Genomic DNA, 12010 nt, shown 5'->3' on the forward strand with positions numbered 1-12010 from the left:
TTTATTCAAAATACAGCATTATAATTCAGTTGTCAAATCACTTTTAAAACCAAAAACTGCCGTTCTTTCTATTGTCATATTTCGGAAGCACATCTCCTACGAAGAAATTTGGCGGTCGTTTCGTCTAACGAAAGAGTCTCCTCGACGTTGCGTCCGCAAGCGCAATAGCGCGATGCGGTTGGCACGAGGTTCGAGTGAGCCTTTGCGAACGGCTCGCGAACCGAAGTGACAAAGCAATGTGCGGAGCCGGAGTGAGGGTTGCATGAGCAATCCCGAACGGAGCGAGGAGACGAAGTTAGGCGCAGTCATGCATTGTTAAAATAAAGAATTATGCCGTGCGAGAAACTTTTCATCATCCACATTATCTAGAGACATTTCAGGGAAAAATATATTCTTAAAATAATCGGAGAGATTCATGTTTGAAAATTGAAAATTGTTGAAATTCTTAAACATGTCCTGATAACGCTCCATAGTGTTACCGTCATCGTCTAAAGTTATCGAGCTTATGCTTTTCAAATTAAAACATTTTTTCAGCGCTGAACCAATAAAATATTTTAAATACGAATCACTTTGAGGCATCGAAAATCCAAGAAATATTATGTGATTGGCATCCCGAATCTCCTGAGAAGCTTTTATCCAAATCTCCCTAAAGTCTTCATCCTTTCCTTTTGACCAGCTCGGAAGGATTATATCTGTATCTATCGATCCATGAATTTTAACTACGTTATTTTCTAAAAGAAACTCAGATTTTTTAATATCCAACCCATTACTCATCATGTAATCAAATATTTTTTCAATCGTCAGATCATAATTAAAGGTTACAATTGAGTTTTTACTTAATTGACTATCTTTATATTGAAACGAAACTGATTCTATTATCGAATGTTGAGAAAAATTGAATCTTATATCTATCGCAAAAATACAACATATGAAAGCAATCAAATATGTATAATTCTTTCCTAACACCGCATTTGCACTTTCGGCTAAAGTCACGCGGCCCGTAATTAGTGATTGTTCTTTTCGAGAATTCGGCACATATATTTCATGCGTACTTTCTTTTATAACCGTTTTAATGTATTCCTTATAAAGGACAATCTCTGAATCATTATCCCCTAACCATTGTTCCATTTCAAGTACAGACAAAACGCTTTCAATATTTTGAAGATCAATGTTCAAATATCTTCGTATTGAGTCTAATTGATCCATCAGATAATAAACATTTTCGAAGGTCTTATATTTACTTGTATTCGATGCATACAAGTCTTTAGATCGTGTAACGAAATTTTGCATAGTTGGAATTCCAACTAAAGCAGAAACTCCTGCTCCAAGGATAAAAACTTTCTTTTCCATAAATTTTGCGTGATTGCGCCTAACGAACTAGGTTTCTCGACGTTTGCGGTTCTGGAGCGCGTCTAAACGCGCGAAAGAATTGGCGCGAGGCTTGAGTGAGCCTTAGCTAACGACCCGCAAGCCGAGTGACAAAGCAAATGTGCCGAAGGCCAAGCGAGGGTTGCCTTGGCAATCCCGAAGCGCAGTGAGAAACCGCAGTTATGCGCTCGTTCCGCGAGCCAAAAAAAACTATAAATTGCGCGCTGAGACTAAAAGCGAAACCACGCGCAATTCTCTTTTCCCAAATTCGCCTAAACCCAAATAGAAGCGAAGCGGAATGGCGCATAACGACAAGTGATTGTCGACGTTCGCGGTTCTGGAGCGCGCTAAACGCGCGGAAGAATTGGCGCGAGGCTTGAGCGACCTTAGTCGCGTCCCGCAAGCCGAGTGACAAAGCGAATGTGGCGAAGCCCAAGCAAGGGGCGCGTAAGCGAACCCGAAGCGCAGCGACAATTTTTAGTTATCTGCTGTGCCGCCGCCCCGAATCCTAATCGGCGACGCCAAGGACGGCGGAGACGATTAGTAATAGCACTTTTAACTTTTCTTTAAGTTCTTTCTAAGAGTTGAATATTGATTAATCAAATCTTTAAAAGTATTTCTCTCTTGAGGAGAAAGATCTAAGAGATTCTTGATAATATCTTTAACACCTTCGGTGTTTTTCATCTGGTTAAATAATTGATCGTCGTCTTTCACCTTACGAGTAACTCCTTTCGTGTAAATGACGGGAGTTACAGGTTGTGCATCATCGACTAACCAATTTAAGTCAGCACCAAATTCAGAATTTATAAAATACAGAAACGACGGAGCAAAGGATTCGATCCTACCAGTAAGTTTACTGTTCAATCCGCCAGGAGTCAGATTCAGTTTTTGGGCAACTTGTCGTTGGCTAATCCCTGCCGCTTCAAACACAGCCTTGATCTTCTCGCCAATTAGTTTTACCGAATTTTCCGTTGCCATTGTATATAATCAAATAAAATACGTTTTGACAAATATATTCATACTGAATACACTTGGCTTTATGTATTAACGCATGATTTAGGAGCATCTATGCCAGACCAGTATCCGGAAAGCAGAAAAAGACGCTTCTGGTGGCCTTTCCGCGCCCAAAATCTATCCTCAGAGCAAACTAAAGCGCCTTTTGAAGGGGAAATATCTAAGGAAGAGCAGAAAGCTTTTTTTGATCGATTAAGAACAGCGAGGATTGAAGCTAATTTAACTCAAACTCAAGTTGCAAAGAAACTCGGAAGACATCAAAGTTATATTTCTCAGATGGAATCCGGTAAACGTCGATTATTGATCGAAGACTTTTATATGTTGTTCAAACTTTATAATAAACCTCCTGACTATTTCTATTCCGTATTTTCTAAGTAATGATTTAATGAAATCGAACGATTTCGCCCGAGTAAAATCTGCGAAGCAGTTTTAACGAGGGCGAAAAGATAGATAGAACGACTAGTTTTACTGTCCCGATCGCGAAGCGTTCGGGTGTCACGGTTCTTGCCTTTCCAAAATGCAAGAACCGTGACAAGTTAAATTAATCGTCTATATCAATCCCGAATTTTTTTACTCTTAACCAGTTTAACTTACTTTCTTTTGCGATTCGTTTTAACGCTTCTTTTGCCCGCTTCCCAATTTGAATTTGATTTTCATTTGCATTAATATATCTCCCAAATCTTAAGCACTCTCTTACAAACATTGGAAGATTCTGGCCCGTTTGAGATTTAAAGATTCGAAAATAATCATCTACCGATGTATTCGCGAGGACTATTTCGTCTTCTTCTCTCAAAGCGCCACGATCAACTAATCTCATAAAAACTGCTTCTATATTTTCACTTAATTTGGATTTTATATAGAAATCAGAAAATTTTCTTCTGATTTCTACGTCGTTCATATCTCCAAAAATATAACTTCCATTCAAATTAAAAAGTTCCGTTTCATTTTTCCTTGCTTCCATATAATAATCGATTAGTTCTGAAGCTCTATCAGAAAGATTTAAATTACGGAATAAAGTTACTGCCCCATTCAAGTTTATCGGCGTAATATTTTGAACATTTTTCTTGAAACTTTCATAAATAGACGAAATCACTTCTTCCTCATTATTCTCAAAGCTTTCGTGATATAAACGCCAAGCCTCAGTATGAAACAGATCTAATTTTGAAGCTAAGACCTCTTTATTTTTCTTTTCTGAAATTTCTTCAAAAATAGATCGCTCCAAATAACCTGATTCGATAATCTCCAATAAAACTAAATCCATATCTGAAACAGAAGTAAATCCATAATCACTGAGCATTATCCGCCACCGTTCGTAGTTCGAATTTTCTACAGCTTTATTATCATAAAAGTTATTAGCAATATCTAAGACTATTTCGAGTGGAGGAGTTTCATCGCTTGCAGAATAATAACACCAAGAAAACAAAGCTAGAGAACGAAATATTCTTTCAACGGTTTCCGTTTCATATTTTTTAACATAAGGTTCAACCAATAGGAAGAGATTTTCAATTTTTTTTAAAATACGGATATTTTTTATTTCTAATTCTTGGGACAAGTTACGTAAATAGTCGTATAACTCGCCACTACCTGTGTATGCGATTGAAGCACATTCAGCTGGCGAAGGAGCAAATTTTAATTCAATATCTACAACTTTTTCTTTATATTTAAAATAATCGTCTAACCCCTCCTCACCTTCGTTAAGAAGTATGACAATTTTACAATTTCTTTGCTCTTTTAAAAAAGAAATATATCCAAGTAAATCCTTTAAAGGTAATCCTTTCCCAATACGCTCTAAATCATCGATGCAAACAATAGTCTTCGATAAGGCCAAAGAAGAAAAGAATGTAACTGCATTGGAAAAATTTCGAACATAGGGTCCTTCTTTGATAAATCCGATCAACTTCCGACCAGAAGATTCAAAAATTGCTTTGGCATTCTCTTTTAAAGTCTTTAAGCTAGGTGTTGTTCCAATCAAATTTCTTTTTATTGAATTTTCGAAAGCCGCGTATTTTAAAGCCTCTAAAGAATTAATTCCAAATAAGGAAATGTATGAGTATCTTTCAAAAGATATTTCATTTCTACTTTTAGCTTCTAAAAGAACTTTATTCCAAGTATAGGTCTTTCCGGATCCCCAAGCACCTTTAATTGCAAGAACTTCTGGGAGATCGCTTTTTAAAAAAATATTGATCTGAGACTTAATAGTATCCAAAGACATTATATTAATTAAATCTTAAAAATTCATCGAAGGACTTTAGCCAGCCACGGACGGCAGGCGCTATAATGAGGGGCGCGGCATGGCAGATAACGAACTAGGTTTCTCGACGTTTGCGGTTCTGGAGCGCGCTAAACGCGCGGAAGAATTGGCGCGAGGCTTGAGTGAGCCTTAGCGAACGACCCGCAAGCCGAGTGACAAAGCAAATGTGCCGAAGGCCAAGCGAGAGTTGCGGAGCAATCTCGAAGCGCCGCGAGAAGCCGCAGTTAGGCGAAGGACCGAAATTAAATAGATTTAATTATAAATTTAATAACCGAACCAGTTATATTAAGAATAAAATTAGACAAACTTTCTGTAGCAAGAGCCTCTGGATCAGTGCCGACTCCCTTTCCATGGCCTGAAGTTCTATTTCTTATAGTAGGAATTCCACTTTCTAAGATTGCACGTAGACTTCCTATGTAAGTTTGCATGTATGAAGGAAAAAATGTATTCTGAAAAAGCAAATCAATAAGTCTTTTCGAAGTATCTTTTTTATCATATGAAATTTTTCTCTTCTCACAGGCTAATTTGAGACTCGATTCAAATGCTTTCAATGAATCTGCAATAGCTTCTGAATATCTTCCATGTCGAAAATGTTCATGGGCTGATAAATATTCATTATTAATATTTAAATATTCTTTTCCGTGAATTAATTTTAAAGTATCTTGAACTGTTTCTTTATGGAGTAATTCAGAATCAATTTTAACTATGATTCCATCTTCTATCTTAAACCCAATCCCTGCTTCACGAAAGCGGCTATTTACTTCTTTTATAGCCTCTGAACTAGTGATTTTTCCAGGATAGTATAAATTATCTTTTACCAAAGATAATGCTTTTCCAAATAATTCTATGCCATCGAGCACACGTTCAACATTCTTTTCCCTTAATATAAAATTTAAATAATCATCTATTGGAGATTGATGGCTTGAAATTAGGAAAAAAACACCATATTCTTTGAGTAAAATGCGGTGAACATCTTCTAAAAGTTCTCTTACTTGGTAACGTTCTTCCTCTCCTCCTATCGACTTTAATACGTCATTAATAATATGAATAAATTGAACTCTCAAAGTCTCTGGCAGTACATCGTAGCGATAAATATCGGGAACTTCCCCTCTCATCTGTTTTTGTCTTTTCGAAAATATATTATACATACTTTTATTAATTATTCGGTCTTGCGCCTAACGAGGTAGGTTTCTCGACGTTTGCGGTTCTGGAGCGCGTCTAAACGCGCGGAAGAATTGGCGCGAGGCTTGAGTGAGCCTTAGCGAACGACCCGCAAGCCGAGTGACAAAGCAAATGTGCCGAAGGCCAAGCGAGGGTTGCCTTGGCAATCCCGAAGCGCAGTGAGAAACCGCAGTTATGCGCTGTTCCGCGAGCCAAGAAAAGCTATAAATTGCGCGCTGAGACAAAAAGCGAAACCACGCGCAATTCTCTTTTCCCAATCTCGTCTAAACCCAAATGAAAGCGAAGCGGAATGGCGCATAACGACAAGTGATTGTCGACGTTCGCGGTTCTGGAGCGTGCCTAAGCACGCGGAAGAATTGGCGCGAGGCTTGAGCGACATTAGTCGCGGCTCGCAAGCCGAGTGACAAAGCGAATGTGGCGAAGCCCAAGCAAGGGGCGCGAAGCGAACCCGAAGCGCAGCGACAATTTTTAGTTATCTGCTGTGCCGCCGCCCCGAATTCTAATCGGCGACGCCAAGGACGGCGGAGGCGATTAGTGGGTGCCTATAAAATTGCGATTTAAGATTTAAATGATTACTTCTTTTTCGCAAATTCAGAAGCGACATCAGCAATTATTTTTCTTTGTTCAGGAGAAATCTGTAATAGAGTTTTTACGATTTCTTTTAACCCTTTTGTATTTTTGATTTTACTGAATAAAATTTTATCCTCATCCATCTGAAAAACCGGTCCTTCATCAGATGAAGAATACAAAACAGGTTTAATCGATCTTGAATCATCTAAAAGCCAATCAAGGTTAATTTTATATCTTTCCTTAAAGGAAGTTAAGAACGTCTGAGACAAAGATTCTACTCTACCCTGAATGATATTATTTAATCCTGCCGGAGTAATATTTAACTCAGGAGCCGCTTCCTTTTGACTTTCGCCGTGATCTTGAAGAACTGCTTGTACCTTCTTTCCGACTAATTTTTCAGTTTTCTTTGAGGTCATTAAAAATACACTAATAAAATATTTATATTGACATTAATTCACTTTTGGTGTATCAATGTATCTGGCAATACATGGGCGTTAAATTAGTATCCGGACCGTACCCTCATTCGGAAAGCAGAAAAAGACGCTTCTGGTGGCCTTTCCGCGACCAAAATCCCTCCTCTGAGCAAACTAAAGCGAGTTTTACGAGTGAAATATCGAAGGAAGAGCAGAAGGCTTTCTTTGATCGGCTACGAACGGCGAGGATTGAAGCTAATTTAACTCAGGCTCAAGTTGCAAAACAACTCGGAAGACATCAAAGTTATATTTCACAGATGGAATCAGGTCAACGTCGATTATTAATCGAAGACTTTTATATTTTATTCAGACTTTATAATAAACCTCCTGAGTATTTCTATTCCGTATTTTCTAAGTGATGATTTTATGAAATCGAAGAATTTCACCCGAGTAAAATCTGCGAAGCAGTTTTAACGAGGGGTAAAAGCAGGGCAAAACGATTTACCAGCGCCACTCGATCGCGAAGTCTTCGAGTGGCGCGGTTCTTGCCGGTCCGCGATGCAAGAAGCGTAACAAGCTGAAATAAAAGAACTTATAATTTGAATTTTTTTAAAGTTCTAAGTTCATTTGCAGTTGGTGTTTTAGGTGTTTCTTTGAATTCTTTGACACTAGTAATTTTTCTAAACCCGGTGTAGAATGCATAATCTAATAAAAAGGCTTCGTACTTTTCATTTTTCCGATCTGGAGTAATTCCGGGATGGAGAATATGTAAAAATCTTAAATCAACAAGTTTCTTTATCAGTTTATATTTTTCATTCTTTGGCTCCTTATGAACTAAAAATGCATTTGATTTAGCTTTCTTAAAACAAAAGTCTTTTATATTTTCCAAAATCTCATTAATACTTCCAGGTTGATCTTCAACATCATCAGAAATATATTTCTCTTTCTCAGTCATTGAATCGGCGGCAGCCATATTAATATCCACAATTGCTACTTTCTTCCGTTTCTCGTTTCTCGCTTTGGAAATACTATTGTTGAAGATATATAAAGCATCCCTAGGAACCCCCGCAGAAACCCAAGTAAGACGATAACGCGGCCGCGCTTCACAAAGTGAATTTAAATTTGGGATACCGCAATATTGCACATAAGATTCAATAATATCATTTATATGTTTATAGGCCTTATCCGGAGTCATTAAATTATAATCTAGAGCAATACGTTGTAGATCTCCTGGAATTTGCATACCTTCATTAGTCGAATAATCAAATAAGTTAGTTAAATTCTCTATCGACGAAATTTTTAAATAAATATTATTGCCTCTAGCTAGAGAATATAAAGCTGATAAGAATAAAGGTTGAAGTCCAGTAGTAATTAGATGAAGATCATCTATGAATAAGAAAAGCGCCTTTCTTTGTTGAACAAATGATGATAAGTCTCTAAACATTAAGGGAATCTTTTGTTTTACATCATCGAAAGTTAATTTAGTACCTTTATTTTCTAATTCGAAAATTAAGGTCTTAAGCTTTGTAGAGGAATCAGCTCCAATTTCGTTTTCCAATTGAGCAACAATTTCATAAAAAACTTGAACAATAACCTGAATATCTGCTCGATTTTGATATTGTTGCATTGCAACCCAAACGTACGGAATATTTTCTTCTAATACTTTTCTACACCCAAAAAGTATTAAACTCGATTTTCCAGCCCCTCTTCTTCCATATACAATATTATTTGTAAGAGATGATATTCGCTTTTCTTCTCCACCAACAAAAGGAATAAATTTTTTATAAAAATCTGTATTTAATGAATTCTTACCAATTGTAAGGGATTCCGAAATCAAATTTTGCAGTACGTCTACTTCCAAAGAAGACAACCAATTATCTACAATTGATTCTTTTAAATATACATTGTTTAAAATTGCGCTACCTATCAAAAGTTCATTCTTAACTTCCTGTAATGCTTTCGTGGCATTTTCGGTAATTGAACCAACATAAATTTCTAAAAATTCTTCTCCGCCTTTTGTTACGATTTTATGTTTAGGAATAGAAGATTTTAAAACTGCGGCAAACCGATCTATTATACGCGGTGCCAAATCATCCATTAACTGCATACTATTCCTCGACTAGCTAAATATTTTTTTACTTCTTTGTAGAATGATTCCGTTTGCGTTATATATTCTCGAGGTGTATGTGTCAAATCTGAACATATTTTCTCATGGTCATAATCCGACAAATTTCGGTCAGCACGCATTTGATTAAGAAAATTAGACCAAACACTTTCCTGAGGAAAATCATTTGGCAATTCACCAATCTTCTTATGGTCAGAGGCTTCCTGACTATATTCTCCTTTCGTAATTAGCCGAATAGCTTTACTCGCGTTATAACAAGAATAATAAGACCTAGATATTTTTTGACGCCAGTCCATTGGCTTTGAAATCTTCTTTGCAAATTGTAAATGGTGCTTACTCAGTTTCATTAAAAGCTTGGTGTGTTTCTCACTGACAGCTAATATTTTCTTCTGTTCCGTATTATCGAGTACTAAAGATAATAGATTTGCCAATTTATTTGGGTTACGGCTTAGAATATCAAGTTCAGATGCCATTTTGCTCTATTTTCTCCTTTTAGATCTTCCTAATTTATTAAGCCAGCCAAGGATGGCTGGCGTCTTAATGAGGGACGCGGCATTGCAGATAACGAAAGAGTCTCCTCGACGTTGCGGCCGCAAGCGCATGTGCGCGAAGCGGTTGGCACGAGGTTCGAGCGAGCCTTAGCGAGCGTCCCGCGAACCGAAGTGACAAAGCAATGTGGCTTTAGCCCGGAGCGAAGGTTGCATTAGCAATCCTGAGCGGAGTGAGGAGACGAAGTTATGCGAAGGCGTCTTATTTATATATTCAAATTATCTAAAATATCGTTTTTCTTTTCCGTTTGCTTTTTTAATTCTTCTTCAAGACGAAGTTTTGATTGTTGTTCCTGAAAAAGAATACCGCGGTATTTTGCATTTGAGTTAGAAATATCTTCCTTAATATCCCGAAGGTGATATTTTTCCAGTTCGTCAAGAGGACATTCTACGATAATATATTTTCCCCTAATCATAGCATTGCGCCACATTGAATGTCTGGGAAATCTTCTCTCACTTTCAAATACCTCTGACCATTTTTGCGGAGGTGCGAAAGATAATTCTAAATAAACATTATACATGCTTGTACCAGGACGAGATATTTGCGTTTTTTGTTTATCAACTCCAATCAAACTTAAATCTATGAAATCCTTTATTGGATTACCCGTTTGCACCGGTGCGGAAGTAAGGCTCGTTGTTTTTACATTAGCTTTTTGATGATTTTTTATTGCTTTGAGAAGTGAATAATAACCTTCTTCATAATTTTCTGGAATCCGGAAATCTGCGTATAACTTATCAGAAATATATGATGGAATGTTACAAGAATCTATTAATATCGGTAAAACAACAATCTTTTTGCCCTGTATTTCTTTACTCATCGCCAAACTAAGTTCTTTTTGAACCCAGGAAGACCCGATAGAATTTATTGAAATGATCGCAGCAACAAAATCCATTTCTTGAATTCCAGTAGAAATCTTTTCAATTAATGAATCTCCTACATTAATTTCGGCTTCATCTAACCAAACAAGAATTCCGTCAGACGAAAGTCTTTTTGCTAATTCCCGAACGAACGGTTTATCCTTAGAATTATGGCTTAAAAAAATTGAACTCATTCTAATCTCCTTTTCTGTGAGTATAGACGCTTTCGCATAACGAAATAGGCTTCTCGACGTTTGCGGTTCTGAAGCACGCCTAAGCGTGCGAAAGAATTGGCGCGAGGTTTGAGCGAACCTTAGTGAGCGTCTTGCAAACCGAGTGACAAAGCAAATGTGCCGAAGGCCAAGCGAGAGTTGCGATAGCAATCTCGATGCGCCGCGAGAAGCCGCAGTTAGGCGACGTCGAGATTATAATCGATATTTTCTTTTGAAATAGGTTCGCTTAAGTGATTCATAATCAATGTCCCCAAATGGTCCAGAATCATCAGGAACTTCTGTATTTTCATTAAGAATTAAGTATCTTGCAATTAGCTTATTTAAGCGAAATGTATTTCTTTCCTGATTAATTTCGGAATTAAGCTTTGATTCAATTATTTCATTAATAAATGCAATTTCCCTATAATAATCACTACGAACATTATATTGTTGAATAATATCGTCAAGAAATGCATTATATGAGGGCCCTTGTATAAAATGGTACGCTCGTAAAGAAGACTGAGTCCCGTCTTTCAAAACTTTAATTAATCGCCTTCTTAAGAATTTTATACATAGCTTGATGCTCTCCTCATCCGACAGGTTAGAAGTAGAGTTGAATTGCATTATTCCAGTTGTTAGGATTGGGAATTTAAGTTTCTTTAATAAATTTTCCGTTTTTCTAAAGATCCATGGGCGATTAAAATTTTCATAAATCATTATGGAAAATATCATGGAGTATAATATTTCGCCTTTAGACTTTAAAACTAAATCTTTCCACTTTTTCGAAAATATATTATATTTATTTAAAATATAATTCTTCTTTCTTTTGTCAGAATCTTCTGGACTTACTCCAATTTTATTCAAGAGATTATATATAAAAATTAGAATTATAATCCAAAGCTCATTAATTAAATTAACGGGATCTGGTAAAATCTTCGTGGAACTATGGAGGTAATTTTCATCCAAAAAGTAAGTGACCAAAATTATGCCTAAAAATGTTATAAGCTGACGACGCCAATTAACTACCTGCGTCCTACCATAAATTATTATTACTAATATTCTAATACTAACATAATAATAATTCACGAAAGCGATTTTGCGGTTTAAATAATCATAATCCGTATTGGATAAAATCGCTGCGTAGAAAATTAATAGTAGAGCTGGAGTTAAAATCCTATAAACAATATTAAAAGCAGGCGCAGTATCAATAGTAAGAGAAATGCTTATTCTTTCATAACCTGTTGTTACCATTTTTTCGCCTATTTTATTTACAATTACGAAACTCAAAATAGACAAAAGTAAGTATATTATTTGGTCGCACTGATACATATTTTCTCGATGTCGCCTAACGAAAGAGTCTCCTCGACGTTGCGGCCGCAGATAACGTCCAAAATATTTCGCAGATTTAAGAATGAATGAGAAGGCTCTCCTTGCCGATTGAGTTTGTAACGATCAAATTCAAAAAAAGG

General features: G+C 36.7%; 11 protein-coding genes. 2 read left to right on the plus strand and 9 right to left on the minus strand.

The window, feature by feature from the left end:
• Nucleotides 1-315 precede the first annotated feature (315 nt).
• Both CH376_RS22445 and CH376_RS22450 read right to left on the minus strand, forming a co-directional pair.
• Nucleotides 316-1350, minus strand: a complete 1035-nt coding sequence (locus CH376_RS22445; RefSeq protein WP_100788446.1) for an SIR2 family protein — start codon at nt 1348-1350, stop codon at nt 316-318.
• A gap of 573 nt (nt 1351-1923) precedes the next feature.
• Nucleotides 1924-2346, minus strand: coding sequence for a helix-turn-helix domain-containing protein (locus tag CH376_RS22450; protein WP_100788448.1), 423 nt, complete (start codon nt 2344-2346; stop codon nt 1924-1926).
• 90 nt (nt 2347-2436) lie between these two features.
• Here CH376_RS22450 and CH376_RS22455 point away from each other — a divergent pair, with 90 nt between their 5' ends.
• A complete protein-coding gene (locus CH376_RS22455; protein ID WP_165783651.1) occupies nt 2437-2760 on the plus strand; it encodes a helix-turn-helix domain-containing protein in 324 nt (107 codons plus the stop codon).
• Nucleotides 2761-2923: 163 nt separating this feature from the next.
• Here CH376_RS22455 and CH376_RS22460 read toward each other — a convergent pair whose 3' ends face one another.
• The 3 genes from CH376_RS22460 to CH376_RS22465 form a co-directional block, all read right to left on the minus strand.
• Complete coding sequence (locus CH376_RS22460) at nt 2924-4594, minus strand: P-loop NTPase fold protein (RefSeq protein ID WP_100788450.1); 1671 nt, start codon at nt 4592-4594, stop codon at nt 2924-2926.
• Between the two features lie 281 nt (nt 4595-4875).
• On the minus strand, nt 4876-5781 hold the full coding sequence (locus tag CH376_RS24115) for an STM4504/CBY_0614 family protein (protein ID WP_125232031.1): 906 nt from the start codon (nt 5779-5781) through the stop codon (nt 4876-4878).
• Between the two features lie 606 nt (nt 5782-6387).
• Entirely contained in the window at nt 6388-6801 is a 414-nt protein-coding gene (locus CH376_RS22465) for a transcriptional regulator (RefSeq protein WP_100788452.1), read from the minus strand.
• A gap of 71 nt (nt 6802-6872) precedes the next feature.
• Here CH376_RS22465 and CH376_RS22470 point away from each other — a divergent pair, with 71 nt between their 5' ends.
• Entirely contained in the window at nt 6873-7217 is a 345-nt protein-coding gene (locus CH376_RS22470) for a helix-turn-helix domain-containing protein (protein ID WP_100788453.1), read from the plus strand.
• A 173-nt stretch (nt 7218-7390) separates the two neighbouring features.
• Here the strand turns inward: CH376_RS22470 and CH376_RS22475 are convergent, their stop codons facing one another.
• From CH376_RS22475 to CH376_RS22495, 4 genes are all read right to left on the minus strand, one after another.
• Nucleotides 7391-8905 (minus strand): ATP-binding protein, encoded by a 1515-nt coding sequence (locus tag CH376_RS22475; protein ID WP_100788454.1) that lies wholly within the window; start codon nt 8903-8905, stop codon nt 7391-7393.
• Nucleotides 8896-9396 (minus strand): hypothetical protein, encoded by a 501-nt coding sequence (locus CH376_RS22480; RefSeq protein WP_100788455.1) that lies wholly within the window; start codon nt 9394-9396, stop codon nt 8896-8898. The genes CH376_RS22475 and CH376_RS22480 overlap by 10 nt, the downstream gene beginning before the upstream one ends.
• A 281-nt stretch (nt 9397-9677) precedes the next feature.
• Entirely contained in the window at nt 9678-10523 is an 846-nt protein-coding gene (locus tag CH376_RS22490; protein ID WP_100788456.1) for a toll/interleukin-1 receptor domain-containing protein, read from the minus strand.
• A 231-nt stretch (nt 10524-10754) separates the two neighbouring features.
• Nucleotides 10755-11792 carry a hypothetical protein gene (locus CH376_RS22495; protein ID WP_125232032.1) on the minus strand — a complete coding sequence of 346 codons (1038 nt, stop codon included), beginning with the start codon at nt 11790-11792 and terminating at the stop codon, nt 10755-10757.
• Between the last annotated feature and the right edge of the window lie 218 nt (nt 11793-12010).

The sequence above is a fragment of the Leptospira adleri genome, from assembly GCF_002811985.1.
Classification (GTDB): domain Bacteria; phylum Spirochaetota; class Leptospiria; order Leptospirales; family Leptospiraceae; genus Leptospira; species Leptospira adleri.

Coding starts and splice junctions, on each gene's coding strand:
- CH376_RS22445 (WP_100788446.1), bottom strand. CDS start 1,350: ATGGAAAAGAAAGTTTTTATCCTTGGAGCAGGAGTTTCTGCTTTAGTT.
- CH376_RS22450 (WP_100788448.1), bottom strand. CDS start 2,346: ATGGCAACGGAAAATTCGGTAAAACTAATTGGCGAGAAGATCAAGGCT.
- CH376_RS22455 (WP_165783651.1), top strand. CDS start 2,437: ATGCCAGACCAGTATCCGGAAAGCAGAAAAAGACGCTTCTGGTGGCCT.
- CH376_RS22460 (WP_100788450.1), bottom strand. CDS start 4,594: ATGTCTTTGGATACTATTAAGTCTCAGATCAATATTTTTTTAAAAAGC.
- CH376_RS24115 (WP_125232031.1), bottom strand. CDS start 5,781: ATGTATAATATATTTTCGAAAAGACAAAAACAGATGAGAGGGGAAGTT.
- CH376_RS22465 (WP_100788452.1), bottom strand. CDS start 6,801: ATGACCTCAAAGAAAACTGAAAAATTAGTCGGAAAGAAGGTACAAGCA.
- CH376_RS22470 (WP_100788453.1), top strand. CDS start 6,873: ATGGGCGTTAAATTAGTATCCGGACCGTACCCTCATTCGGAAAGCAGA.
- CH376_RS22475 (WP_100788454.1), bottom strand. CDS start 8,905: ATGCAGTTAATGGATGATTTGGCACCGCGTATAATAGATCGGTTTGCC.
- CH376_RS22480 (WP_100788455.1), bottom strand. CDS start 9,396: ATGGCATCTGAACTTGATATTCTAAGCCGTAACCCAAATAAATTGGCA.
- CH376_RS22490 (WP_100788456.1), bottom strand. CDS start 10,523: ATGAGTTCAATTTTTTTAAGCCATAATTCTAAGGATAAACCGTTCGTT.
- CH376_RS22495 (WP_125232032.1), bottom strand. CDS start 11,792: ATGGTAACAACAGGTTATGAAAGAATAAGCATTTCTCTTACTATTGAT.